The organism is Thalassobaculum sp. (assembly GCF_040219615.1).
Classification (GTDB): Bacteria; Pseudomonadota; Alphaproteobacteria; order Thalassobaculales; family Thalassobaculaceae; genus Thalassobaculum_A.
In genome coordinates this window covers 38,655-62,143 of the sequence record NZ_JAVJSE010000010.1, presented here as the reverse complement: position 1 = coordinate 62,143, position 23,489 = coordinate 38,655, and the positions used below count along the sequence as shown (strand labels likewise).

At 69.2% G+C, this 23,489-nt stretch carries 24 protein-coding genes; 15 read left to right on the top strand and 9 right to left on the bottom strand.

Annotation, left to right across the window (positions count from 1 at the left end):
* Positions 1 to 225 precede the first annotated feature (225 nt).
* From RIC31_RS05015 to ccoS, 13 genes are all read left to right on the top strand, one after another.
* Entirely contained in the window at positions 226 to 1,035 is an 810-nt protein-coding gene (locus RIC31_RS05015) for a universal stress protein (RefSeq protein WP_350103754.1), read from the top strand.
* 27 nt (positions 1,036 to 1,062) lie between these two features.
* Entirely contained in the window at positions 1,063 to 1,704 is a 642-nt protein-coding gene (locus tag RIC31_RS05010) for a toxin-activating lysine-acyltransferase (protein WP_350103751.1), read from the top strand.
* A gap of 125 nt (positions 1,705 to 1,829) precedes the next feature.
* Positions 1,830 to 2,852, top strand: coding sequence for a TRAP transporter substrate-binding protein (locus RIC31_RS05005; RefSeq protein ID WP_350103749.1), 1,023 nt, complete (start codon positions 1,830 to 1,832; stop codon positions 2,850 to 2,852).
* 85 nt (positions 2,853 to 2,937) lie between these two features.
* On the top strand, positions 2,938 to 4,938 hold the full coding sequence (locus tag RIC31_RS05000) for a TRAP transporter large permease subunit (protein WP_350103747.1): 2,001 nt from the start codon (positions 2,938 to 2,940) through the stop codon (positions 4,936 to 4,938).
* Between the two features lie 13 nt (positions 4,939 to 4,951).
* Positions 4,952 to 5,083 (top strand): hypothetical protein, encoded by a 132-nt coding sequence (locus tag RIC31_RS04995; protein ID WP_350103745.1) that lies wholly within the window; start codon positions 4,952 to 4,954, stop codon positions 5,081 to 5,083.
* Positions 5,084 to 5,482: 399 nt separating this feature from the next.
* The gene (gene ccoN, locus RIC31_RS04990) at positions 5,483 to 6,949 is read left to right on the top strand and encodes a cytochrome-c oxidase, cbb3-type subunit I (protein WP_350104690.1); all 1,467 of its coding nucleotides are present in this window, start codon (positions 5,483 to 5,485) and stop codon (positions 6,947 to 6,949) included.
* 4 nt (positions 6,950 to 6,953) lie between these two features.
* Positions 6,954 to 7,694: a cytochrome-c oxidase, cbb3-type subunit II gene (gene ccoO / locus RIC31_RS04985; RefSeq protein WP_350103743.1), complete on the top strand. Its 741-nt coding sequence runs from the start codon at positions 6,954 to 6,956 to the stop codon at positions 7,692 to 7,694.
* Positions 7,695 to 7,704: 10 nt separating this feature from the next.
* Positions 7,705 to 7,854, top strand: coding sequence for a cbb3-type cytochrome c oxidase subunit 3 (locus RIC31_RS04980; RefSeq protein WP_350103740.1), 150 nt, complete (start codon positions 7,705 to 7,707; stop codon positions 7,852 to 7,854).
* Between the two features lie 3 nt (positions 7,855 to 7,857).
* On the top strand, positions 7,858 to 8,730 hold the full coding sequence (gene ccoP, locus RIC31_RS04975) for a cytochrome-c oxidase, cbb3-type subunit III (protein WP_350103738.1): 873 nt from the start codon (positions 7,858 to 7,860) through the stop codon (positions 8,728 to 8,730).
* Between the two features lie 38 nt (positions 8,731 to 8,768).
* Positions 8,769 to 10,259 carry a cytochrome c oxidase accessory protein CcoG gene (gene ccoG / locus RIC31_RS04970; RefSeq protein ID WP_350103736.1) on the top strand — a complete coding sequence of 497 codons (1,491 nt, stop codon included), beginning with the start codon at positions 8,769 to 8,771 and terminating at the stop codon, positions 10,257 to 10,259.
* Between the two features lie 2 nt (positions 10,260 to 10,261).
* Positions 10,262 to 10,780, top strand: a complete 519-nt coding sequence (locus RIC31_RS04965) for a FixH family protein (protein ID WP_350103732.1) — start codon at positions 10,262 to 10,264, stop codon at positions 10,778 to 10,780.
* Between the two features lie 12 nt (positions 10,781 to 10,792).
* Positions 10,793 to 13,066, top strand: a complete 2,274-nt coding sequence (locus RIC31_RS04960) for a heavy metal translocating P-type ATPase (protein WP_350103729.1) — start codon at positions 10,793 to 10,795, stop codon at positions 13,064 to 13,066.
* A gap of 17 nt (positions 13,067 to 13,083) precedes the next feature.
* Entirely contained in the window at positions 13,084 to 13,254 is a 171-nt protein-coding gene (ccoS, locus tag RIC31_RS04955) for a cbb3-type cytochrome oxidase assembly protein CcoS (RefSeq protein ID WP_350103728.1), read from the top strand.
* A gap of 3 nt (positions 13,255 to 13,257) precedes the next feature.
* On the opposite strand, the gene RIC31_RS04950 is transcribed toward ccoS, so the two are convergent.
* From RIC31_RS04950 to RIC31_RS04935, 4 genes are all read right to left on the bottom strand, one after another.
* Positions 13,258 to 13,512 carry a DUF6460 domain-containing protein gene (locus RIC31_RS04950; protein ID WP_350103726.1) on the bottom strand — a complete coding sequence of 85 codons (255 nt, stop codon included), beginning with the start codon at positions 13,510 to 13,512 and terminating at the stop codon, positions 13,258 to 13,260.
* 74 nt (positions 13,513 to 13,586) lie between these two features.
* Positions 13,587 to 14,138, bottom strand: a complete 552-nt coding sequence (gene mepK / locus RIC31_RS04945) for a peptidoglycan L,D-endopeptidase MepK (RefSeq protein ID WP_350103724.1) — start codon at positions 14,136 to 14,138, stop codon at positions 13,587 to 13,589.
* A gap of 67 nt (positions 14,139 to 14,205) precedes the next feature.
* Positions 14,206 to 15,690, bottom strand: a complete 1,485-nt coding sequence (locus RIC31_RS04940) for a L,D-transpeptidase family protein (RefSeq protein ID WP_350103722.1) — start codon at positions 15,688 to 15,690, stop codon at positions 14,206 to 14,208.
* Between the two features lie 142 nt (positions 15,691 to 15,832).
* Positions 15,833 to 16,639, bottom strand: a complete 807-nt coding sequence (locus RIC31_RS04935; protein WP_350103719.1) for a DUF2189 domain-containing protein — start codon at positions 16,637 to 16,639, stop codon at positions 15,833 to 15,835.
* A 434-nt stretch (positions 16,640 to 17,073) separates the two neighbouring features.
* Here RIC31_RS04935 and RIC31_RS04930 point away from each other — a divergent pair, with 434 nt between their 5' ends.
* Positions 17,074 to 17,928, top strand: coding sequence for an OmpA family protein (locus RIC31_RS04930; protein ID WP_350103716.1), 855 nt, complete (start codon positions 17,074 to 17,076; stop codon positions 17,926 to 17,928).
* Between the two features lie 110 nt (positions 17,929 to 18,038).
* On the opposite strand, the gene RIC31_RS04925 is transcribed toward RIC31_RS04930, so the two are convergent.
* Together RIC31_RS04925 and RIC31_RS04920 are read right to left on the bottom strand one after the other, a co-directional pair.
* The gene (locus RIC31_RS04925; RefSeq protein ID WP_350103714.1) at positions 18,039 to 18,446 is read right to left on the bottom strand and encodes a nuclear transport factor 2 family protein; all 408 of its coding nucleotides are present in this window, start codon (positions 18,444 to 18,446) and stop codon (positions 18,039 to 18,041) included.
* A gap of 72 nt (positions 18,447 to 18,518) precedes the next feature.
* Entirely contained in the window at positions 18,519 to 19,400 is an 882-nt protein-coding gene (locus tag RIC31_RS04920) for an SMP-30/gluconolactonase/LRE family protein (protein WP_350103710.1), read from the bottom strand.
* 113 nt (positions 19,401 to 19,513) lie between these two features.
* On the opposite strand from RIC31_RS04920, the gene RIC31_RS04915 reads away from it, so the two are divergent.
* A complete protein-coding gene (locus RIC31_RS04915) occupies positions 19,514 to 20,545 on the top strand; it encodes a calcium-binding protein (RefSeq protein WP_350103708.1) in 1,032 nt (343 codons plus the stop codon).
* Between the two features lie 6 nt (positions 20,546 to 20,551).
* Here RIC31_RS04915 and RIC31_RS04910 read toward each other — a convergent pair whose 3' ends face one another.
* The 3 genes from RIC31_RS04910 to RIC31_RS04900 are packed head-to-tail and all read right to left on the bottom strand — an operon-like array spanning position 20,552 to position 23,351.
* Positions 20,552 to 21,307, bottom strand: a complete 756-nt coding sequence (locus RIC31_RS04910) for an SDR family NAD(P)-dependent oxidoreductase (RefSeq protein ID WP_350103705.1) — start codon at positions 21,305 to 21,307, stop codon at positions 20,552 to 20,554.
* A 14-nt stretch (positions 21,308 to 21,321) separates the two neighbouring features.
* Positions 21,322 to 22,500, bottom strand: coding sequence for a fumarylacetoacetate hydrolase family protein (locus RIC31_RS04905; RefSeq protein WP_350103702.1), 1,179 nt, complete (start codon positions 22,498 to 22,500; stop codon positions 21,322 to 21,324).
* A gap of 5 nt (positions 22,501 to 22,505) precedes the next feature.
* Positions 22,506 to 23,351, bottom strand: a complete 846-nt coding sequence (locus tag RIC31_RS04900; RefSeq protein WP_350103700.1) for a fumarylacetoacetate hydrolase family protein — start codon at positions 23,349 to 23,351, stop codon at positions 22,506 to 22,508.
* Positions 23,352 to 23,489: the final 138 nt, after the last annotated feature.

The window sequence follows — 23,489 nt, the reverse complement described above, 5'->3', positions numbered from 1 at the left end:
GCTCGATGAACTGCCGGACACGGCATCCCCACCCGTCCAACACCGTAAGATGTAAGTATACCGCCGAACCGGGGATTCGACCAACGGAGTCGTGGCGGGGTGGGGGCGGGGGCTCGACGGGCGGTCGGATCGACGGGAGATTCCGCTGTCCGGCCTTGCCCTGTCGACATCCTCGAATTCGTTTATCATGCTCGGAGCAACGCCTGCGAGTGAAGGAGAGTGGCGATGAAGCACGTCTTCCTGCCTTTTGGCCTCGACGGCGTGGAACGCGCGCCATTGGAGGTCGCGGCCCATCTGGCCGAGCGATTCGACGGTCGCGCGGTGGCCATGTTCTATCCGCGGCCGGTCGAGAGTCCGCTGGTCGACCCGATGGGCGTGGGCATCATCGACTATGCCGACCAGGGACCGGATCTGGCGCGTGAGGCCGACACGGCCCTGGCGGCGATGCGTGCCCGGATCCAGGGCCTGAGCAGCGGCGCCGACCGCGTGACGTTGAACGAACAACCGTTGAAGGCCCGGTTCGGAATCGGCGAGCAGGCGCGTCTGTTCGACCTCACGGTGGTCGGCAAGGCCGACGAGACCGACTGGCGGGCGGTGTTCGAGACGGCGCTGTTCGAGGGCGGCCGGCCGGTGATGCTGGTGCCGGTCGGCTGGACCCGGCCGTGCGGCGATACCGTCGGGGTCGCCTGGAACCGAAGCACCGAGACGGCCCGGCTGATCGGCCAGTCGCTGCCGCTGCTCCGGGCCGCCAAGAAGGCCCTGGTGATCGAGATCGAGGGCTGGTCGATCCCGGGGCCGGACGGTGCTGCGCTGGCCGAGTATCTCAAGGGGCACGGCGTCCCGGCGGAGGCGGTGACCGCGCCGCGGACGATGCGCGGGCCCGGCCTCGACGTGCTGGACCAGGCCGAAGCTCACGGTGTCGATCTGTTGCTCAAAGGCGCCTATACCCAGAGCCGGCTGCGCCAGATGATCTTCGGCGGCGCCACCAGCGACATCATTGCCGACGCCACAATGCCGGTCGTGTTCGCGCACTAGACCGCGGAGAGGGGAGAGGGAAGAGGGATGAGCGACATCGTTTTTGGCACCGACGGCTCGGATGGGCCTGACCAGGAGCCCAAGCGCCCGGCGGCACGCGGCCGGGCGGCGCCGGCCTCGGCCAAGGCGTCGGCGGCGAAGCCTGCCGCCGCCAGGCCTGCCGCCGCGAAGCCGGCGGCTGAACCGGCGCCGGCCTCGGCGACCGAATCGCCGCGGGACGACATGACCCGGCTGCTCGGCCAGATCGTGACCCTGCTCGGGCAGTCGCCCGGCCATCGGCACGTGTTCGTGTCCGATCTCGAATGGATGGTGTTGCCGGCGCTGCTGGCGAGACAGGCACGGATCTGGCGACGCCAGACCGAAGCCGGCGCGCTGCCGGTGATCTACGCGTCCTGGGCGCTGGTCGACGAAGCTGTCGAGGCGCGGCTGCGCCAGGGTCAGATGCGGCTGAAGCCGAACGAGTGGCGGTCCGGCGACCGGGCCTGGCTGATCGACATGGTGGCGCCGTTCGGCGGTACCGATGCGGCCCTGACCGAGCTGGCCGACCAACTGTTCCCCGGCAAGACGCTGCATGCCCTGGTGAGCAGCGCGACCGGCGGGTTCACGGTTCGCGAGGTCAAAGGCAAGCCGGCCGAGAAGAACGATGGCGCGCCGGCGGAGAAAAAGTAATCATATGACCTGATGACCGGGCGGTGTTCGCCCGCTCATTGTGGTATCGCGCGATTGACAACCCGTGGTCCGGGCAAAGATGATCGCGCCACAAGCAAGAAAACGTTTACATCGGGAGGAAGACGATGCGTAAGACCATTGCGGTCGCTGTTGCCGCGCTGGCCCTCGGGCTGGCCGGAGCGGCCGACGCAAAGACCCTGAAGCTGCAGGCCAGCTCGGCGCCCGGTGACTGGGCGCACCGGTTCATGACCGAAGGCTGGCAGCAGAAGGTCGGAATCATGAGCGGCGGCTCGCTCATGGTCGAGGTGCTGCCGACCAAGGCCGTGGTGCCGCACAAGGAGACCATCGACGCCGTCGCCAACGGCATTCTCGACGGCGATCTCAACGCGGTCGCGTACTTCTCGGGCCGCGACCCTGCGTTCGCCCTGATGGGCGACCTGATCGCCGGCTACGACACGCCCGAGGAGGTCCAGGCCTTCTGCATGGAAGGCGGCGGCAAGGAGGTCCTGCAGAAGCTGTACGACAAGTACGGCGGCGGCAACATCCACGTGGTCGGCTGCGGCCCCTATGCCAAGGAGGCGTTGGTCTCGAAGGTTCCGATCAAGACGGTCGAGGACTTCAAGGGCGTGAAGATCCGTTCGCCCGAGGGCCTCGCCGCCGAAGTCTTCAAGCGCGCCGGCGCCTCGCCGGTGTCGCTGCCGTTCTCCGAGGTCTACACCTCGCTCGAGAAGGGCATCGTCGACGCCGCCGACGCCTCGGCCTACGTCAACAACGACGCCTCCGGCATGCACAAGGTGGCGCTATACCCGCTGTATCCCGGCATCCACTCCATGGCGATCCTGCAGTTCGTCGTGAACAAGGACGTCTGGACCAAGCTGACCGACGCCGAGCGGACGATCCTCGAGACCTGGTACGTGGCGGCCTATGTGACCATGCGCCGCCAGGCCGACCTGCAGGACCGCGAACTGGCGGCCCGGGACCGGGCGGCCGGCAAGCTGACCATCATCGACTGGTCGAAGGAAGAGCGCGCCAAGTTCCGCAAGATCGCGGTGCAGGCCTGGCAGGACTACGCCTCGAAGTCCCCGCTGGCGCAGGAAGCGCTCGACGCGCATCTGAGCTTCATGAAGAAGACCGGTCTCCTCGACTGAGATCATCGTTCGGCGAAAGGGCGGGGGACCGGCATCCGGTTCCCCGCCCTTCATCCTGAAATCCCGACCGATATCGGAGACCGCAATGGTCCGTTCCGTCTCCTCGTCCATCGACGTGTTCAGCCGGTTTTCGGGGCTGGCGGTCGGACAGCTCTACCTGTTGTGCGCGGCGATCACGATGTACGAGGTGATCGCGCGCTACTTCTTCCATGCGCCGACGCAGTGGGCGTTCGAGATGGTGATGGTGCTGTGCGCGACCGGCTGGATGCTGTCGGTCGGCTACATCACCCAGCGCAACCGGCACATCGGTATCACGGTCTTCTACCTGATGGCCAAGCCCCACACCCAGTGGCGCCTGGACCTGTTCGCGATGACCGTGGGCGTGCTCGCCCTGTTCCTGCTGGCCGGCGATGCGCTGGTCCGTTCGCTCGACTCCATCGACCTGGTGGAGCGGGCCGGCAGCGCCTTCAACTCGCCCGAACCGATGATGCTGAAGACCGCGCTGATGATCGGCGCGGTCATGTACCTGCTCCAGCTGCTGGTCAACCTGCACCGGCATGTCGAATCGGCGATCCCCCGGTTGATCATTTCGGTCGTCGGCACGCTGCTGGTGGTTCGGCTGGCGCTGATCGTGATCGGCCATTATTCCGATGATGCCGGCATCATCGGCTGGCTCAACGAGGGTGTGGCGTCGCTCGGCGAGGCCCTGAACCCGCGCCAGGTGCTGAACCTGCGCGACTACGACATCGGGTCGGTCAGCATCGGCATCGTGTTCGCGCTGATCCTGCTGATGATGACCGGGATGCCGCTCGGCGTGGTCACGCTGATCGTCTCGATCGTCTGCGCCCTGCTGTTCTTCGGGCCGCGGGGGCTGTACCTGGTATCGACCAACGCCTACGGCCTGCTCGAGAACTACCCGCTGGTGGCGGTGCCGCTGTTCGTGCTGATGGCGTCGCTGCTGGAGAAGGCCGGCATCGCCGAGGACCTGTTCGACGCCATGGCGATCTTCGCCGGCAACCTGCGCGGCGGCGTCGCGGTCCAGACCGTCGTGGTGGCGGTCATCATGGCGGCGATGTCGGGCATCATGGGCGGCGAGATCGTGATGCTCGGCCTGGTGGCGCTGCCGCAGATGCTGCGGCTCGGCTACGACCGCAAGCTGTCGATCGGCGTGATCTGCGCGGCCGGGTCGCTGGCGACGCTGATTCCACCGAGCGTGGTGATGATCGTCTACGCGCTGTCCGCCCAGGTGCCGATCGGCGACCTGTTCATGGCCGGCGTGTTCCCGGGCCTGTTGCTGGCCGGCTTCTACATCGCCTTCGTCCTGGTGCGCTGTGCGCTGAACCCGTCGCTGGCGCCGACCGCTCAGGAAGTGGCGGCGCAGCGCGGGACCTCGAGCGAGCTGTCGCCGAATCGGACCGCGGCGGTGATTCTGTCGATCCTGCTGATCGTCTGCGTCATGGGCTCGATCTACGGCGGCATCGCCTCGGTGACCGAGGCGGCCGGTGTCGGCGTGGCGGGGGCGGTGGTCGTGGCGATCGTGCGCGGCCGGCTCACCTGGTCGATGCTGCAGGTCGCCGTGACCCAGACCATGTCGACGGTCGGCACCATCATCTGGCTGATCCTCGGTGCCGTCAGCTTCGTCGGGATCTACAATCTGGTCGGCGGCGGCGACTTCATGCGCAGCCTGTTCACCGGGCTCGACCTGTCGCCGATCGGGGTGATCCTGGTGATGATGGGGATCCTGGTGATCCTCGGCACCTTCATGGAATGGATCGCCATCCTGTTCATCACCGTGCCGATCTTCGCGCCGGTGGTCGAGTCGATGGCACCGGAGCTCGGGCTCACCCCGGACGCCGCCAAGCTGTGGTTCGGCGTGCTGTTCGTGATGAACATCCAGATCTACTTCCTGTCGCCGCCCTTCGGCCCGGCCTGCTTCTGGCTGAAATCGGTGGCGCCGTCATACATCACCCTGCAGGAAATCTTCATCGCGGTGCTGCCGTTCATCGCCCTGCAGATCGTCGGCCTCGGCCTGGTCATGGCGTTCCCCGAGATCGCGCTGTGGCTGCCCGAGATCCTGACGAACTGAGGGAGGCAAGCAGATGGCACATCATGAAGACGACGAAGCCCGCGACGACAGCGGCATGTTCGGGGTCTGGCCGTCGATGGTCGGGCTCGGATTCGGAGCCCTGATCGTCGTGCTGATGTTCGTGCTGGCGACCGGATTCCGCTGAGCCGCGGCCCGGCGCCGGGACCGCCCGACGACGAATCAGGAAGCCCGTCCGGCCCAGGCGCCGGGCGGGCTTCCGTTGTTTTTGCAGCTGCGAACGACAAGTTGATCCAGGTCAACGCATCCCGTACCCCCCCGGCCTAGGTTCGGCCGTGCCCGCAAAGGCGGGCGATTCGGCTTATTCTGGGGGTGTTTGGCCATGCGAGCGAGTGACAGCACCATTGACGTGCTGGGCCTCGACTGGGCGGTCGGACTTCTGCTCGGTGCCGGTGCCGTCGTCAGTCTGTTCCTGATGGCGGGCTCACCGAGCTGGGAGTTCGGCTTCCACGGAGCCCTGTTCTTCGCGTTCTTCGCGGGAGGCTGCTTCCTGTTGGTGAAGCGGCATTTCGACTTCCGGGAGGGCATGATCGCCACCCCGAAGGCCGTGGACGGCGTCGCCTATAACGACGGTCCGATCCGGCTGGCGGTCATCGCCGCGGTATTCTGGGGCCTCGCCGGCTTCCTGGTCGGCGTCGTGATCGCCTTCCAGCTGGCGTTCCCGGCCCTGAACCTCGACCTGCCGTGGACGAATTTCGGGCGGCTGCGGCCGCTGCACACCTCGGCGGTGATCTTCGCGTTCGGCGGCAACGTCCTGATCGCGACCTCGTTCCACGTCGTCCAGCGCACCTGCAAGGCGCGGCTGGCCGGCGAACTGGCGCCGTGGTTCGTGGTCTGGGGCTACCAGCTGTTCATCGCGCTGGCCGGCACCGGCTACCTGCTGGGGATCACCCAGAGCAAGGAATACGCCGAGCCCGAGTGGTACGTGGACCTGTGGCTGACCATCGTGTGGGTGGTCTACCTGCTGGTGTTCCTGGCCACCCTGTGGCGCCGGCGCGAGCCGCACATCTTCGTGGCCAACTGGTTCTACCTGGCGTTCATCGTCACGATCGCCATGCTGCACGTGGTGAACAACCTGGCGCTGCCGGTGTCGCTGAGCGGCCCGAAGAGCTACCAGGTGTTCGCGGGCGTCCAGGACGCGCTGACCCAGTGGTGGTACAGCCACAACGCGGTCGGCTTCTTCCTGACCGCCGGCTTCCTGGCGATCATGTACTACTACATCCCGAAGCGCGCCGAGCGGCCGATCTACTCGTACCGGCTGTCGATCGTGCACTTCTGGGCGCTGATCTTCCTCTACATCTGGGCCGGCCCGCACCACCTGCACTACACGGCGCTGCCGGAGTGGTCGCAGACCCTCGGCATGACCTTCTCGGTGATGCTGTGGATGCCGAGCTGGGGCGGCATGATCAACGGCCTGATGACCCTGTCGGGCGCCTGGGACAAGCTGCGCACCGATCCGGTCCTGCGGATGATGGTGGTGTCGGTGGCGTTCTACGGCATGAGCACCTTCGAGGGCCCGGTCATGTCGATCAAGGCCGTCAACTCGCTCAGCCACTACACCGACTGGACCATCGGCCACGTGCACTCCGGTGCGCTCGGCTGGGTCGGCTTCGTCAGCTTCGGCGCGCTCTACTGCCTGGTGCCGATCCTGTGGAACCGCAAGCGCCTGTACTCCCTGGCGCTGGTCGAGTGGCACTTCTGGATCGCCTCCATCGGCATCGTTCTCTACATCACGGCGATGTGGGTGTCGGGCATCCTGCAGGGACTGATGTGGCGGGCCTACGACACCCTCGGCTTCCTCGAGTACTCGTTCGTCGAGACCGTCGAGGCCATGCATCCGTTCTATGTGATCCGGGCCTGCGGCGGGCTGCTGTTCCTCGCCGGCGCGCTGATCATGACCTACAACCTGTGGCGGACCGTCCGCGGCGACGTGGAGAGCGAGGCGGGCGAGCCCGTCGCGGCTCCGGCTGCCGCCGGCGCGGTGGGAGGCTGATCCAATGTCGGTGATGGACCATCACGGCAAGATCGAGCGCAACTCGATCCTGCTCCTGGTGCTGGTGCTGATCGTGGTCTCGATCGGCGGCATCGTCGAGCTGGCGCCGCTGTTCTACCTGGAGAGCACCATCGAGAAGGTGAAGGGCGTGCGTCCCTACACCCCGCTCGAGCTCGCGGGCCGGAACATCTACATCCGCGAGGGCTGCTACAACTGCCACAGCCAGATGGTGCGGCCGTTCCGCGACGAGAACGAGCGCTACGGCCACTACTCGCTGGCGGCCGAGAGCATGTACGACCGGCCGTTCCAGTGGGGCTCCAAGCGGACCGGGCCGGATCTGGCGCGGCTCGGCGGCCGGTACTCGGACGAGTGGCACCGGGCGCACATGGTCGATCCGCGCTCGGTGGTGCCGGAATCGATCATGCCCGGCTACCCGTTCCTGGCGAAGCGCGAGCTGAAGTTCGAGGACATCGCGCAGCATCTGAAGGTCAACGCCACCCTCGGCGTGCCCTACGACGCGGCGATGATCGAGGCCGCCAGGTCCGACCTGATGGTGCAGGCCAGCGTCGACGCCGACGGCGTCGAGGACTTCAAGGCCCGCTACCCGAAGGCCCAGGCCCGCGACTTCGACGGCGATCCGGACCGGCTCACCGAGCTCGATGCCCTGATCGCCTATCTGCAGATGCTCGGCACGCTGGTGGACTTCTCGGTCTACCAGCCGACCGCCGGCGACAACTCGCGGTGAGGAGGCGGCCATGAGCTATCACGACGTCTCGGTTTTCGCGCAGTCCTGGGGCCTCGTGTTCCTGGTCACGCTGTTCACGGCGGCCTGTGCCTACGCGCTCTGGCCGGGCAACCGCGCCCGGTTCGAGAAGGCCGCGCGCCTGCCCCTCGAGGAGGATTGATCGATGGCGCACGTCGCTGACAAAGACCCCGTCAGCGGGGTCGACACCACCGGCCACGAGTGGGACGGCATCAAGGAACTGGACAACCCGTTGCCGCGCTGGTGGCTGTGGGTGTTCTACGCCTGCTGCCTGTGGTCGGTCGGCTACTGGATCGTGATGCCGGCCTGGCCGCTGGTGTCCAGCTATACCAAGGGCCTGCTCGGGCACTCGCAGCGCGAGATCCTGATCGAGGAACTGGCCGCGGCGAAGGCCGACCAGGCGCAGTGGCTCGACCGGATCAAGGGAGCGTCGGTGACCGAGATCCAGGCCGATCCGCAGCTCCGCGATTTCGCCATGGCCGGCGGCCGCTCCGCCTTCGCGGTCAACTGCTCGCAGTGCCACGGCCTGGGGGCCGCCGGCTCCAAGGGCTACCCGAACCTGAACGACGACGCGTGGCTGTGGGGCGGCAAGCCGGAGGAGATCCTGTTCACGATCGCCCACGGCATCCGCAACGACGACGATCCGGATGCCCGCTGGTCCGAGATGCCGAAGTTCGGCAAGGACGGCCTGCTCGAGCGCGGCCAGATCGCCGATGTGGTGGAATACGTCCTGTCGATCTCCGGCCAGGACCACGACGCCGCACGGGTCGAGGCCGGCAAGACGGTGTTCGTCGAGCAATGCGCGGCCTGCCACGGCGAGAACGCCAGGGGAAATCCCGAGCTCGGGGCCCCGAACCTGACCGACTCGATCTGGCTCTACGGCGGCGATCGGGCGGCGTTGACCGAGACCGTCGTGAATGCCCGTTTCGGCATCATGCCGGCCTGGGGCCTGAAGCTCGACGAGGCGACGCTCAAGCAGCTCGCCGTCTACGTCCACGCCCTCGGCGGCGGGCAGTGAGCGGCGGGCGGTAGCGTCAGGCCTGTGAGGAACGTGCCATGAACCTGGTGGAGCTGGCGAAGGCGGCGGAGGTCGGCGGTGATTCCGTCGAGCGGTCCGACGTCGCCGCGGTTAACCGGAAGGAGAACCGCCCGCTCTACAAGGGCCGGGAGCCGATCTACCCGAAGCTCGCCCATGGCACGTTCCGTCGCCTGAAGTGGGCGGTGATGGCCATTGCCCTCGCCGTCTACTACCTCACCCCCTGGATCCGCTGGGACCGCGGGGCCAACCTGCCGGACCAGGCGGTGCTGATCGACTTCCCGGCCCGCCGGTGCTACTTCTTCTTCATCGAGATCTGGCCGCAGGAGGTCTACTACCTCACCGGCCTGCTGATCCTGGCGTCGTTCGGCCTGTTCCTGATCACCGCGCTGGCCGGCCGGGTGTGGTGCGGCTATGCCTGCCCGCAGACCGTCTGGACCGACCTGTTCATCATGGTCGAGCGGCTGGTCGAGGGCGACCGGGCCGAGCGCATCCGCCTCGACAAGGCGCCGATGTCGGCCGGCAAGCTCGCCAAGCGCACGGCCAAGCATGGTATCTGGCTGCTGATCGCGATGGCGACCGGCGGCGCCTGGGTGTTCTACTTCGCCGATGCCCCGACCCTGCTGCGGGACCTGGTCACCCTGCAGGCCCTGCCGGTGGCCTACATCACCATCGGCGTGCTGACCTTCACCACCTACGCGCTCGGCGGGCTGATGCGCGAGCAGGTCTGCACCTACATGTGCCCGTGGCCGCGCATCCAGGCGGCCATGCAGGACGAGGACTCGCTGATCGTCTCCTACAAGGACGACCGCGGCGAGCCGCGGATGCCGTTCCGCAAGGGCCAGGACTGGTCGACCCGCGCCGACTGCATCGACTGCCGGCAATGCGTGGCGGTCTGCCCGATGGGCATCGACATTCGCGACGGCCAGCAGCTCGAGTGCATCGCCTGCGCGCTGTGCATCGATGCCTGCGACGACGTCATGGTCAAGATCGGCCGGCCCAAGGGCCTGATCGCCTACGACACCCTCATCAACCACGACCGCCGCAAGCGCGGCGAACCGACCCGTGTCCGGTGGCTGCGGCCGCGGACCGTGCTGTACGCCGCGCTGATCGTCCTGGTCGGGCTGGTGATGCTGGTCGCCCTGACCACCCGCGCGACCCTGGACGTCAACGTCCAGCACGACCGCAATCCGCTGTTCGTCCAGCTGGCCGACGGCTCGATCCGCAACGGCTACACCGTCAAGATCCTGAACAAGGAGCATATCGACGCCCGCTTCGACATCTCCTTCAAGGGGCTGCCGCCGCACACGGTGTCGATCGTCGGGCAGGAACCCGGTGCGGCCGACGGGGTCGAGGTCGGGTCCGACCGGCTCGCCGCCTTCCGGGTGTTCGTCGCGGTTCCCGCCGACGCGCTGGCGTCCGACGTCACGGACATCACCGTTGTGGTGACCGAGGAGGGGGGCCGCCGGGTCGCCCGCAGTTCATCGATATTCAGGGGACCGGAGAAATGACCATGCTCACCGAACCCGGCTCCGGCGGCTTTCGCATCACCGGCCGGCACGTCCTGTTCGCGATGCTGGGGTTCTTCGGCGTCGTGATCGCCGTCAACATCACCTTCGTGCATCTGGCGCTCGACAGCTGGACCGGCCTGACCGACCACGACAGCTACCGGACCGGCCTGTCCTGGAACCGCACGCTGGAGCGGGATGCCGCCCAGAAGGCGCTCGGCTGGTCAGTCGGCATCGATGCCCGGGCCGAGCGGTCCGGCGCCGGCGAGGACCGCCGGCTGGAGCTGACCCTGACCCTGCGCGACCGCGACGGTCGGCCGCTGACCGGCCTGACTCTGTCGGGCGATGCCCTCCATCCGGTCCTGGAAGCCGCCGACCGCAGCCTCGCCTTCGCCGAGGCCGGCGGCGGCCGCTACGTCGGTACCGTCGTCCTGCCGGGCGCCGGCGACTGGGGGCTGAAGCTGGTCGCCGCGCGCCCGGACGGCACGGTCTATCGCATCGACACCGTGACCACGGTCCGCTGACGGGGATCCGCGATGGCGCTGCAGGCCTCCCTCGACCCGACCGCGATCGACGCCGGCTGCTGCTCGATCGGCGGCCTGGCGGCGCCGGCGAGCCGGGCAGGGACCGGTGCCGACCCGCGCGCCTACGTCGTCGTCGGCGACGATGGGACGGCGCGCCTGGACGCCGTGGTCGAGACCCTGGACTGCCCGTCCTGCGTGCCGTCGATCGAGGGCGTCCTCGGCCGCCTGGACGGCATGCTGGCGGCCCGCGTCAATGCCGGCCAGCGCCGCATCCACCTGGAATGGGATCCGGCCCGGCTCGACCTCGACCGGATACTTGGCGCGCTCGACGGCCTGGGCCATCGCATCGCCGCCTACGACGCCGCCCGGCTCGGCGGCCGCGAGGTCGACGAGGTCGGGCGTGGCCTGCTGCGGGCGCTGGCCGTCGCCGGCTTCGCCTTCGCCAACGTCATGCTGGTCTCGGTCGCGGTCTGGGCCGGGCTGGCCCAGGACATGGGGCCCGGAACCCGCGCCTTCCTGCACTGGGTGTCGGCGTTGATCGCCTTGCCGGCGATCGTCTACGCCGGCCGGCCGTTCTTCGGCTCGGCGCTGGCGGCGCTGCGGTCCGGCACCACCAACATGGACGTGCCGATCGCCATCGGGGTGTCGCTGGCGACCGGAATGAGCCTGCTGGAGACCACGCGCAACGGACCGCATGTGTTTTTCGACGCCGCCCTCGGGCTGCTGTTCTTCCTGCTGATCGGACGATTCCTGGACCGCTCGCTGCGCGGCCGGGCGTTTGCCGCCGCCCAGAACCTGCTGGCCCTGCGGGCGGTCAGCGCCGTGGTGATCGGCAGGGACCGCCGGACCGAGGTGCGGGCGATCGACGCGGTGCGCCCGGGCGACCTGGTGGCGGTGGCGGTCGGCGAGACGGTGCCGGTCGACGGTCGGGTCGCGGCCGGCCGGTCCGACGTGGACGCCGCCCTGGTGACCGGGGAGAGCCTGCCGCAGCCGGTGGCGCCCGGGACGGTCGTGCACGCCGGGACCGTGAACCTGACGGCGCCGATCGAGGTCGAGACCGCGGCCGCCGGCAGCGGAACCCTGCTGGCCGAGATCGCCGCGATGATGGACCGGGCCGGCCAGGCCAAGGCCCGCTACGTGCGGCTGGCCGACCGGATCTCGCGGATCTATGCGCCGGTGATCCATGCCCTGGCGCTCGCCGCCTTCGCCGGCTGGATGGCGCTCGGCGGTGCCGACTGGCGGCACGCCCTGATGATATCGGTGGCGGTGCTGATCGTGACCTGCCCGTGCGCGCTCGGGCTGGCGGTGCCGGCGGTGCAGGTCGGCGCGGTCGGCCGGCTGCTGAAGCGCGGCGCCTACGTGAAGAGCGGCGATGCCCTGGAGCGGCTGGCGCGGGCCGATACCGTGGTGTTCGACAAGACCGGGACCCTGACCCTCGGGCGGCCGCGGCTCGAGGGCATCGACGACGCGGATTGCGTTGGCGATTCCGGGGAGGTGCTCGCGGTCGCCGCCGCGCTCGCGCGCCGCAGCACCCATCCTCTGGCCCGGGCGCTGGCCGCCGCCGCCGGTGACGGACCGGCGGCCGATGACGTCCGCGAGGAGCCGGGATGCGGCCTGGAGGCGGTACTGTCGGGCGTCCGGGTGCGGCTCGGTCGTCGCGACTGGGTCGGCGGGGCGACGGCCGCAACCCCGCACGCCGGGCCGGAGATCTGGCTGCGGCGCGGCGATGCCCCGGCCGTGCGGCTGCGCTTCGTCGATGCGCCGAGGCCGGACGCCGCCGAGGTGGTGGCGGGGCTGCAGGCCCGCGGCCTGCGGGTGGTGCTGCTGTCCGGCGACGGCCGGGCGGTGGTCGACGACCTGGCCGACCGGATCGGCATCGACGAGCGCCGGGCCGAGTGCCTGCCGGGCGACAAGATCGCGGTGCTGGAGCGGCTGGCCGCCGAGGGCCGCAGGGTCGCGATGGTCGGCGACGGCCTGAACGACGCGCCGGCCTTGGCCGCCGCCTTCGTGTCGCTGTCGCCGGCGACCGCCGCCGACGTCAGCCAGACCGCCGCCGACCTGGTGTTCCGCGGCGACTCCCTGGCGCCGGTGCTGGAGGCGCTCGACGTCGCCCGCCGGGCCGACATGCTGGTCCGGCAGAATGTCGGATTGGCGTTGGCCTACAACCTGGTGGCGGTGCCCCTGGCGGTGGCCGGGCTGGTCACGCCGCTGATCGCCGCGGTGGTGATGTCGGCGTCGTCGCTGGCGGTCACCGGCAACGCGCTGCGCGTCCAGCGCGGACGCTGAACCGAACGGAGGCCGAGATGGTCGCGCTCGTCTACCTGATCCCCGCCGCCCTGCTGCTCGGCGGGTTCGGCCTGGCCTGCTTCCTGTGGGCGCTGCGCACCGGGCAGTTCGAGGATCTCGACGGCGCCGCCTGGCGGGCCCTGCACGACGCCCATGACGACCGCCTCAACGACGAAGAACGCCGCTGATCCTCAACGGCCGCGCTGCCGCGACCATTCGATCAGATACAGGATGGCCCAGATCGGCACCACGATCATGGCGCCGATCAGCACGTAGGACACGATATCGCCCATCGACCGGCTGACCCAGTTCAGCACGGCGTCGAAGCGGTCGAACATGCCGCGCAACAGCTCCATCGGCGTGAGATCGAGGACCGACAGGCCCCAGCCGACGAAGAACGAGACGATCAGCAGCTTGACGATTGTGGCCGGCGTGATCTTCGGCATGACGCGGTCCGCGAGAGTGAAGCCCTGAGGCGTCATAGCAGGTGGGGCGGCCGTCTGTCTCGCCGGCGGGCGCGTCAGGCGCCCCAGGTCCGGAACTGCCCGGTATCGATATGCACGAAGTTCGACCGGGTGTACTTGCCGACCCCGCCCCGCCGCAGGTCCAGCGCCGCCTCGGCGATGGTCGCGACCCGCATACCCGGCACCCGGATGTCGACCGCCATGCCCTGCAGGTGGAGGCTGCGCTTGGCGACGCCGGAGCTCTTGGCGCGCAGGATCTCGTTGGAGCGCGGCGACCGGTAGCCGCAGACGATGTCGATCCGGCCGGGAATCCCGAGTTCCGTCTTCAACTCGTGCAGGAAGTCGAACAGGCCGGCGTCGATCGCGTGTACCGAGTTGTCGCGGTGGTCGCGCAGGAACCTGTTCAGGGCCTTCCGCGCCGCCGGCAGATAGCGCCCGTTGCGCTGGTAGACGACGTCGAGCGTCTCGCCGGTGTGCAGGTGCCGCAGGTTCAGCCGGCGCTCCACGAGGGTGGCCGGCATCCGTGGCTGCGCCTGGGCGCTGCCGCCGGCCCACGTGGCCAGGGCGGCGGCGCCGAGTCCGAAGATGGCCGAGCGACGGGAGATCATGCGGGCGCTCCGGCAGGTGGATGATCGACGGTCATCTACGAACTCCTCTTAACCGGAACGTTGAGGTTCAGGACCCAAGTGCCTCGGCGAGCAGGGCGTCCCGCCCATAGACGTCTTCGCGGAACTCTACCGTTCCGCCCTCGCCGATCCAAGCGGTCAGATAGGTCAGGTGGACGGGTATCGGCGTCGCCAGGCTCACCCGCGTGGTTTGCCCGGCGCCGATGATGTCGTCAACCTGCGCCGGATCCTGCCTGTCGCCCCGCAGCAGGGCCTCGGCCAGCGCCAGCGGCTTTTCCAGGCGTATGCAGCCGGAGCTGTAGGTCCGAACCGAGCGGCGGAAGTGCTCGCGCGCGGGCGTGTCGTGCAGGTAGATGTCGAACCGGTTGGGAAACATGAACTTCACCCGGCCGAGGGCGTTCTTCTTGCCCGGGGTCTGGCGCAGCCGAAAGGGGAAGCGGTCCTTGCCGAAGGCCGTCCAGTCGATCGACCCGGCGGCCATCTGCGGCGCATCGTCGGACCAGCCGGCATAGACCTCGTAGCCGCCGGCCGACAGGAAGCCGGGGTCCTTGCGGATCTTCGGCAGCAGGTCCTGGATCGCGATCTTCGGCGGCACCGTCCAGGTGGGATTGAATTCCATGTAGCGGATCCGGTCGCTGAACACCGGGGTCTCGCGGTACTGCCGGCCGACCACCACGCGCATCGACAGCCGGGTGACGCCCTGCCTGACGTAGTCGAGCTCGAATCCGGCGAGATTCACGAACACGTGGTCGTCGCCGAACTCGTCCGGCATCCACCGGAAACGCTCCATGTTCAGCTCGATCTGCCGGACCCGCTGCTCGACCGGGACGTTGAGGGCCGCCACCGTCCGCTTGCCGATCGCCCCGTCGGCATCCAGGCCGTGGCGGCGCTGGAAGGCGCGGACCGCGACCTCGAGGGTTTCGTCGTAGCGGTCGGTCGGGTCGGCCGGCATCGTGAGGTCGCCGGTCGCCGCCAGCCGCCGCCGGACCATGCCGACGCGCGCGTCGGTCATGCCGGGCTTCAGGGGCTCACCGCCGGGCAGCGTGCCCCAGCCGCTGGTCTCGACGAGCCCGCGATACTCCAGCAGCAGCCGGCGCAGCCGCCGGTAAACCGGATTCGCCGGTGCCAGGTCGGCCAGGGTGCGCGCCGGGTCGGACGCATCGGCGACGGTCTGCAGCAGGCGCTCGCCGTCGACCTCGCGCCGGTACACGAACAGGTCGGGGTCGGCCTTCCGCGGCGCGATCCGGCCGGCCTGCAGGTCGGTGAGATAGGCGAGCAGCGCGGCCGTGACCGCACGGTCGAGGGCCTGCGGCGTGGCGGCGGCCGGAAAGTCGTAGTCCGCCGGCGAGAGGCCTTCCCGGTCGGCGTCCTGCAGGGCCTGCCGTACCGCCCGGCCGGCGGCGCTGAGGGCGGGCTCCGGGCCGTCCTCGACCCAGACCCGTGCGTTCGCCCGGGCCGTGTGGAAGGCCTCGACCACGGCCGCCGGATCCGGCTCCTGGGCGCCCGCGGCGGACGGCAGGAATGCGGCCAGCACGAGTATCGCGGCCCACGGCCTGTTCCCGGCTGTCGATCGGACGCCCATGGGCGCTGTGTCTCCATTCCGGTCGGTCACGGGCCCATGATCGCGTCCGCGGCGTCCAAAGGTCAAACCGGCAGAGCCGTGGGGCCGGTCCGGGCTATGCGTCGCCCGGCTCTACCCCCTCGATCACATGGCGATAGGCATGCCAGGAGGCGTGGCCGAGCAGCGGGAATGTGATGATCAGGCCGACATAGAGGGTGACGATGCCGACCCCGGTAAGCACCACGATCAGCCACGCCCACACCAGCATCGGCCAGGGATTGGCGCGCATCGCAGCCACGCTGGCGATCATCGCGCTGACCGCATCCATGTCGCGCACCATCAGCAGCGGCACCGCGAACGCCGACACCGCGAACACCCCGGCGGCGATCACGCCGCCGACCGCGGAGCCGGCCGCCAGCATTCCCAGGCCCTCGGGGGTGAAGAACACCAGCTGGACCGAATCTCCGAAGCCGGGGAAGTCCGAAAGCCCGAAGAACAGCGCATAGACCAGCTGGGCGATCCGGATCCAGGCCAGCAGCATCATCATCAGCAGGGCGCCGAGGAAGGCCAGCTGGGCCGGTGCCCGGGTCTTGACCAGCAGCGCGTGGCCGAGGCCTACCGTCTCGCCGGCGGCGAGCCGGCGGCTGGTCTCGTACAGGCCGACCGCCAGCATCGGGCCGACCAGCATGAATCCGGCGGCGAGCGGCATCAGCAGGTATTGCAGGTCGAGCCGGAACAGGCTCCAGGTCAGAATGCCGCTGACCGCCGCGAACAGCAGCCCGTAGGCCAGGCTCACCTGCGGAACCGCCCACAGGTCGCGCCACCCGGCGCCGAGCCAGGCCCACGGGGCGTCCGGCTGGACCACCCGGATTTCCGGCGGAACGGCACCGCCGCGCACGCGAACGGCTTTCGCCTTGGCCATGATTCCCTCCCAGGACCGGTCTGCGCCGAGTCTGGAATCCATCAAACCAGACCGTCGCGCCGTGCGCTGGATCAATTTTCGTGTCGGAATCCGACCAGTCGGCCGGTTCGGCTGCCGTTCCGGACGAATCCGATCCCGGTCGCGTTCCGGGAGCCCGCTTCCACGACGGTCGATTGTCGAACGCCGCCGTCGTTTCGCGTCAGGGCATTCGATTGCGATGTCGGATGTGACATCCGCGAAACACTTGGCAGCCGATTCACGGTGTTTGTTGCTGTCTGGATTGGACTTTTCCTGCGATTAGGCCATAGTGCCGGTCTTGCCGCCGACCCGTGACCGGGCGGCATGGCGGGAGGCGGGGTTCGCGTTCCCGATCGGATGTCGGGGGCCTGCCGTCTCAGAAACGAGGCGTGACAGATCACGAGAAGGAGACGCGCATGTTCACCAGGATGATCGGTGCCACCAAGCTGGCGGTGGCAGCCGCCGCGATGCTCGGGTTGAGCGCGTGTGCGGGCTTCCAAGTCCAGAACGCCAAGGGTCTGTCGCCGTCCGGCGACGCCTTCAGCGCGGCGCTTTACAAGGAATATCTCGTCCTCGCGGAGATGGAGTTCGCCGAGGGCGACTACATGGATTCCGACACCTTCGCCAACCGGGCGATCGCGTCGGCCAACGGCAACCCGCCGGGCCCGGAAGAGCTCGACGCGAGGAACCTCCCCGGCGCGAGCAAGGGTGAACTGGCCGAGGCCCGCCGCAAGCTGACCGAGGCCCTGGCCGCCGGGTTCGGCAAGTCCAAGCCGGATGCCGCCGCCCGCGCCCAGGCCAGCTTCGACTGCTGGATGCAGGAGCAGGAGGAGAACTTCCAGCCGGCCGACATCAAGTGGTGCAAGGACCGCTTCGACGCCGCGATGGCCCAGTTCGCCACGCCGAAGGCCGAGGCTCCGAAGCCGTCGATCACCTTCGCCAACTTCACGGTGTACTTCGACTTCGACAAGTCGGCCCTGACCGCCGAGACCCAGTCGACCCTGATCGACGCGGCGAACGCGGCCGACGACATGGCGGCGAAGTCCGTCACTGTGTCCGGCTACACCGACCGCTCCGGCTCGCCCGCCTACAACATGGCTCTGTCGCAGCGCCGTGCCGAGGCGGTGGCCAAGGAACTGACCACGCTGATCGGTGCCAACGCGCCGGCGATGACCCTGCAGGCCTTCGGCGAGACCCAGAACAAGGTGGTCACCCCGGACGGTGTGAAGGAAGCCAAGAACCGCCGGGTGAAGATCGAGATCCGCAAGTAATCTCGACCTGACACCGGTCCACGGATCGGCGGGGCGGATGGGAAACCATCCGCCCCGTCTTCGTTTCGGGGGCTTGTGGACCCGTCGCGCTGCGGCGGGCCACGAAAGCGCTACTGCAACCGGGTGCGCTGCGGGGCCGGCTCGTCGAACTGCGGCTTCTCGGCCACCGGCGACGCCTGGTGGTGGAGCAGCTTCCAGCCGCGGGCGTCGAGCGCGAACAGGTTGGAGGCGATCAGCGTGCCTTCCTCGATGACCTCGTAGCAGTACACCTGCGCGAAATCGCCGTAGAGCACGACCCGGGGCTGCCGGCACTCGATGGCCGGCGAGGCCGGGTTGCCGAAGATGCCGATCCAGCTGTCCATCACCGCGTCGCGGCCGAACAGCGGCTGCCAGCCGGGATGGATGCAGGTGACCGGCAGGTGCCGCGACCAGAGCTCGTCCATGCCCTTGATGTCCTTGAGGGCGAAGGCGAGGTAGAACGCCTCGTTGGCGAACAGAACAGCCGCTTCCTGGCTCATCCGGTCCCTCTCCATGGGCGCCGCCGCCGGTCTGCCCGGCACCGCCGACGCTAGCACGTTCGTTGCGGGGCGTCAGGCGGTGGCAGGATCGGCCCGGGCCAGTGCCGGCGGCGGTACCCAGCCGCGCATTCCGGGGTCGACCCGGAACAGGTCGCCGGCCTGCGGATGGGCCGCGCGGTCGAGCCCGATCGCCGCCGTCGTTACCACCAGCCGGTCGAGGTCCGGGCCGGCGAACGCGCATTTCGTGACCTGCGGCGCCGGGATGGCGATCGCGCGGTCCCGGCTGCCGTCGGGCCGGAACCGGGTGACCCGCCCGCCGCCCCAGTGGCACACCCAGAGCCCGCCCTCGGCGTCGGTCGCCATGCCGTCGGGGTAGCCGTCACCGTCGCCGAACCGGGCGAACACGCGGCGGTTCGACAAAGCGCCGCCGACGGCGAGGTCGAACGCCCAGACCGTCCGTCCGAGGGTATCCGTGTGGTACAGGGTTCGGCCGTCGGGCGCGACCGCCGGGCCGTTGGTCACCACATAGGGGCCGTCCTGCGGGATGGCGGACGGCCCGGCGGGGTCCAGCAGCCACAGCCGGCCGGTCGGGTCGGTCTCGGCGTCGTCCATGCTGCCGAACCAGAGTCGGCCGTCGGGGTCGGTGGTGGCGTCGTTCAGCCGGTTGCCGGGCCGGTCGGCGTCGACCGCCAGCCACGGCACCGGCTCGGACCCGGGCGTCCAACGCGCCAGCCCCGACTTCAGTCCGAGCACGAAGCCGCCGCCGGTCCGCGGCACCACGAAGCCGACCCGCTCGGGCATCGGCCAACTCGCCCGGGCGCCGTCCGACCAGCGCCAGCGGTGCACCGTCGGATTCTTGATGTCGACGAACCAGACGCAGCCGTCGGCCGGATTCCACAGCGCCCCTTCGCCGAGCACGGCGGCCAGGGGCCAGAGTGTCTCGACGTGGTTCATCGATGTTCCTCCGGCAGTCCCGCCCTTACCCTGGACGGCTACAGATGATCGCAACCGAGTGTCCCGCCGCCAAGTTAACCGTGCGGGCGGTTGTGGTGGAAAGGCATTGTGGCATGGCGGCACCGTCGCAGTTCGACGAGACCTGGTACCTCGACAGCAACCTCGACGTGGCGGCTGCCGGCGTCGATCCCTACGAGCATTTTCTGCAGTTCGGCCTGTCCGAAGGGCGGACCACCGCGTCCTACAACGAGGCCTCCTACCTCGGGCGCTACGCCGATGTCGCCGAGGCCGTTGCCGACGGCCACTTCGCCAGCGGATGGGCGCACTTCGTCACATTCGGCGATGCCGAAGGCCGGGACGGCTCGGGCCCGGTGTACAAGAACGGCGCCGATACCGCCGATGCGCTGACGGCGGCGGGCTATCCCGACGGCGCGACCCTCAAGGGCGAGGACGGGGCGGATTCCCTGACCGGGGGAACCGTCGGCGATCTGCTGTACGGCAACCGCAACGCGGATCTCCTCATCGGCGGGGCTGGCGACGACACCCTGTTCGGCGGCCAGAACGACGGCCCCGCCGGGAGCGACGGGGTGTGGCGCGAGGGCGTCGACACGCTGTCCGGCGGTGCCGGCAACGACCTTGTCTACGGCAATCACGGGGCCGACCTGCTCTCCGGCGGAGACGGCGCCGACACCCTCTACGGCGGGCAGGATGCGGACACCCTGTCGGGCGGCGCCGGCGACGACACGCTGTTCGGAAACCGCGGCAGCGACCTGCTGTACGGCGGCAACGGTGACGACCTGATCGACATGCGGGCCACCGACGCAGGCGCGGACTCCGTCTATGGCGGCGACGGCAACGACACCATTGTCGGCGGCAACGAAACCGTCTTCGGCGGGGCAGGCAGCACGGTCTACGGCGGTGACGGCGTCGACATCCTGCAGCCGGTGCTCGGCGGGACCGCCGTGCACTGGGAGGACTTCGATCCCGACGAGGGCGATCGGATCAGCACGGTCTACATCGGCCAGGCGGCCACGGTGATCTTCAACGAAGACGAGGGCACCGTGAACTTCTCGAATCTGGCGCGGCACACCAGCGTGACAGTGTATATCGGCCGCAGTGACTTCAGCGAGGACTGGCTGGTCTAGCGCCGGTCAGTAGGTCCCGCGGCCGCCCGAGCAGTCGAACACCGCGCCGGTCGAGAAGCTCGCCTCCTCGGACGCCAGCCAGGTCACCATGGCGGCGATCTCCTCGACCTGGCCGAACCGGCCCATCGGGATCTTGCTCAGCATGAACTGGGTGAACTCCGGGGTCATCTGGTCGAAGATCTCGGTCTTGACCGCCGCCGGCGTGACGCAGTTCACGGTGATCGGGGTGTCGGCCAGTTCCTTGCCGAGCGACTTGGTGAGGCCGATCACGCCGGCCTTGGCGGCCGAGTAGGCGGGGGCCTTGGGGTTGCCCTCCTTGCCGGCGATCGAGGCGATGTTGACGATCCGCCCGTAGTTGCGCGACCGCATGTAGGGCACCACCGCCCGGCAGCACAGGAACACCCCGGTCAGGTCGATGTCGATCACCCGCCGCCAGGCATCGACCGGGTATTCCCAGGTCGTGGTGTTCGGGCCGGTGATCCCGGCCGAGGCGACCAGCACGTCGATCCGTCCGAACTCGCGCTCGACCTCGGCGGCGGCGCGGTCGACCGCCTTGTCGTCGGTGACATCGACCACCGCGGTATGCACCCGCTCGTCCGGCAGGCCGAACGCCGCCTTGGTCTCCGCGAGCTTGGCGGCGTCGGCGTCCCACAGGCTGACCGAGGCGCCGGCGGCGGTCAGGCGCTGGGCGATCGCGAGGCCGATGCCGCGCGCGCCGCCGGTGATGATGGCGCTGCGGCCGGTGAAGTCGTAGGCGACCATTCGGAGTCTTCCTCTCAGAGCAGGCCGCGGGCGGCCAGGTTCCGCATCAGCGCACCGGCGCCGAAGGTCCAGGGCGGGATCCGGTCGGCCCGGCCGACCCGGTTGACCAGGGCGCCCAGGCGCGGCGACCGGATGGTCACCACGTCGCCCAGCTCGTGGGTGAAGCCCTGGCCCGGCTTGCCGCGGTCCTTGGTCGGCGCGAACAGGGTGCCGGTCATCAGCACCAGGCCATCGGGATACTGGTGGTGCGGTCCGATGGCGTGGGCGGCCAGGTCGGCGACGTCGCGGCTGATCCGCTTCATCGACGAGTGACCGTCGAGCACGAAGCCGTCCTCGCCCTCGACCCTGAGGTCGAGCTCGGCGGCGCGCACGTCGTCGAGGCCGAAGCCGTCGTCGAACAGCCTGATGAACGGGCCGAGGGCGGCCGAGCCGTTGTTGTCCTTGGCCTTGCCGAGCAGCAGCGCGCTGCGGCCCTCGACGTCGCGCAGGTTGACGTCGTTGCCGAGGGTGGCGCCGACGATCCGGCCGTCGGCGGCGATCACCAGCACCGCCTCGGGCTCCGGGTTGTTCCAGGACGAGATCGGGTGCAGGCCGACCTGGGCGCCGATGCCGACCCCCGCCATCGGCGGCGCCTTGGTGAACACCTCGGCGTCCGGGCCGATGCCGACCTCGAGGTATTGCGACCACATGCCCCGCTCGACCAGCGCGGCCTTGAGGCGCAAGGCCTCGTCGGAACCGGGCACGATCTTCGACAGGTCGAGGCCGATCTGGCCGACGATCTCGCCGCGGATCGTGTCGGCGGCCGAGGCGTCGCCCTTGGCCTTCTCCTCGATCACCCGCTCCAGCATGCTCTCGGCGAAGGTCACCCCGCAGGCCTTGATGGCCTGCAGGTCGGACGGGCACAGGAACCACGGCACGCCCCGGTCGAGGCGGTCGTGCGCCGAGTTGCCCAGAATCGCGGCCAGGTCGCCGATGGTCTCGCCGCGGGCCTCCCGGACCACGGCAGTGGCGTCGGACCGGCCGGCCAACTCGGCGACGGTCGGGACGGTCGCGGTGATGTCGACCACCGCGTCGCCGCGGATCGCCACCACCGATGGCCCGTCGGCGTCGGGCCGCCAGACCCGGCCGACCAGGGTGGCCGCCTGCCGGTCCTTCGGCAGGCAGGCCTCCACGCTGAGGTTCAGGTCGGCCATGGCGGTCAGTCGGCGACCAGCTTCTGGGTCTGCTCGCCGAGGCCGGCGATGCCCAGATGCATCTCGTCGCCCGGCTTCAGGAACACCGGCGTCGGCTTGATGCCGAGGCCGACGCCCGGCGGGGTGCCGGTCATGATCACGTCGCCCGGGTGCAGCGACATCATCTGGCTGAGGTAGTGGATGATGTGCTTGACCGGGAAGATCATGGTCTTGGTGTTGCCGGTCTGCATGCGCTTGCCGTTGACGTCGCAGAACATGTCCAGGTCCTGCGGGTCGGCGACCTCGTCGGCGGTGACGAACCACGGGCCGATCGGGCCGAAGGTGTCGCAGGACTTGCCCTTGGTCCACTGGCCGCCGCGCTCGGCCTGGAACTCGCGCTCGGAGACGTCGTTGGCCACGCAGTAGCCGGCGACGTGGCTCAGCGCGTCGGCCTCGGAGACGTATTTCGCGGTCTTGCCGATGATGACCCCGAGCTCGACCTCCCAGTCGGTCTTCTTCGAGGTGCGCGGGATGTGGACGTCGTCGTTCGGGCCCTGGACGGCGCTGGTCGCCTTCAGGAAGACGATCGGTTCCTTCGGGATCGCCGCCCCGGTCTCGGCGGCGTGGTCGGAATAGTTCAGGCCGATGCAGATCACCTTGCCGATGCCGCCGACGCAGGCGCCGATGCGCGGGCTGCCGTCGACCTTGGGGAGGCTGGCCGGGTCGACCCCCTTCAGCTTGGCGAGGCCGCCGCCGGCCAGGGTCGCGGAATCGAGGTCGGAAATCACGCCCGACAGGTCGCGGATCGCGCCCGAGGCGTCGAGGACGCCCGGCTTCTCCTGGCCGCGCGGGCCATAGCGCAGCAGCTTCATGGTGTTTCCCCCTGATTGCAGGTGTCTTGGCAACGGATCGTCGGCAGCCGCGGGCGCGGACCGACAGGTCGCGCCGAGCCTCGCAAGCGGGGGGATTTTCGTCAAGCTGGGGCGTGCGAACCGAAACTCCCGGTCCTC

What these genes read in the sequence shown, in the direction of transcription:
- RIC31_RS05000 (WP_350103747.1), top strand. Translation starts at nt 2,938, where the DNA reads ATGGTCCGTTCCGTCTCCTCGTCCATCGACGTGTTCAGCCGGTTTTCG.
- RIC31_RS04920 (WP_350103710.1), bottom strand. Translation starts at nt 19,400, where the DNA reads ATGAACCACGTCGAGACACTCTGGCCCCTGGCCGCCGTGCTCGGCGAA.
- ccoN (WP_350104690.1), top strand. Translation starts at nt 5,483, where the DNA reads ATGATCGCCACCCCGAAGGCCGTGGACGGCGTCGCCTATAACGACGGT.
- RIC31_RS05015 (WP_350103754.1), top strand. Translation starts at nt 226, where the DNA reads ATGAAGCACGTCTTCCTGCCTTTTGGCCTCGACGGCGTGGAACGCGCG.
- ccoP (WP_350103738.1), top strand. Translation starts at nt 7,858, where the DNA reads ATGGCGCACGTCGCTGACAAAGACCCCGTCAGCGGGGTCGACACCACC.
- RIC31_RS04910 (WP_350103705.1), bottom strand. Translation starts at nt 21,307, where the DNA reads ATGGTCGCCTACGACTTCACCGGCCGCAGCGCCATCATCACCGGCGGC.
- RIC31_RS04950 (WP_350103726.1), bottom strand. Translation starts at nt 13,512, where the DNA reads ATGCCGAAGATCACGCCGGCCACAATCGTCAAGCTGCTGATCGTCTCG.
- ccoS (WP_350103728.1), top strand. Translation starts at nt 13,084, where the DNA reads ATGGTCGCGCTCGTCTACCTGATCCCCGCCGCCCTGCTGCTCGGCGGG.
- RIC31_RS05010 (WP_350103751.1), top strand. Translation starts at nt 1,063, where the DNA reads ATGAGCGACATCGTTTTTGGCACCGACGGCTCGGATGGGCCTGACCAG.
- RIC31_RS04980 (WP_350103740.1), top strand. Translation starts at nt 7,705, where the DNA reads ATGAGCTATCACGACGTCTCGGTTTTCGCGCAGTCCTGGGGCCTCGTG.
- mepK (WP_350103724.1), bottom strand. Translation starts at nt 14,138, where the DNA reads ATGATCTCCCGTCGCTCGGCCATCTTCGGACTCGGCGCCGCCGCCCTG.
- RIC31_RS04915 (WP_350103708.1), top strand. Translation starts at nt 19,514, where the DNA reads ATGGCGGCACCGTCGCAGTTCGACGAGACCTGGTACCTCGACAGCAAC.
- ccoG (WP_350103736.1), top strand. Translation starts at nt 8,769, where the DNA reads ATGAACCTGGTGGAGCTGGCGAAGGCGGCGGAGGTCGGCGGTGATTCC.
- RIC31_RS04995 (WP_350103745.1), top strand. Translation starts at nt 4,952, where the DNA reads ATGGCACATCATGAAGACGACGAAGCCCGCGACGACAGCGGCATGTTC.
- RIC31_RS04905 (WP_350103702.1), bottom strand. Translation starts at nt 22,500, where the DNA reads ATGGCCGACCTGAACCTCAGCGTGGAGGCCTGCCTGCCGAAGGACCGG.
- ccoO (WP_350103743.1), top strand. Translation starts at nt 6,954, where the DNA reads ATGTCGGTGATGGACCATCACGGCAAGATCGAGCGCAACTCGATCCTG.
- RIC31_RS04965 (WP_350103732.1), top strand. Translation starts at nt 10,262, where the DNA reads ATGCTCACCGAACCCGGCTCCGGCGGCTTTCGCATCACCGGCCGGCAC.
- RIC31_RS04930 (WP_350103716.1), top strand. Translation starts at nt 17,074, where the DNA reads ATGTTCACCAGGATGATCGGTGCCACCAAGCTGGCGGTGGCAGCCGCC.
- RIC31_RS04935 (WP_350103719.1), bottom strand. Translation starts at nt 16,639, where the DNA reads ATGGCCAAGGCGAAAGCCGTTCGCGTGCGCGGCGGTGCCGTTCCGCCG.
- RIC31_RS04900 (WP_350103700.1), bottom strand. Translation starts at nt 23,351, where the DNA reads ATGAAGCTGCTGCGCTATGGCCCGCGCGGCCAGGAGAAGCCGGGCGTC.
- RIC31_RS05005 (WP_350103749.1), top strand. Translation starts at nt 1,830, where the DNA reads ATGCGTAAGACCATTGCGGTCGCTGTTGCCGCGCTGGCCCTCGGGCTG.
- RIC31_RS04925 (WP_350103714.1), bottom strand. Translation starts at nt 18,446, where the DNA reads ATGAGCCAGGAAGCGGCTGTTCTGTTCGCCAACGAGGCGTTCTACCTC.
- RIC31_RS04960 (WP_350103729.1), top strand. Translation starts at nt 10,793, where the DNA reads ATGGCGCTGCAGGCCTCCCTCGACCCGACCGCGATCGACGCCGGCTGC.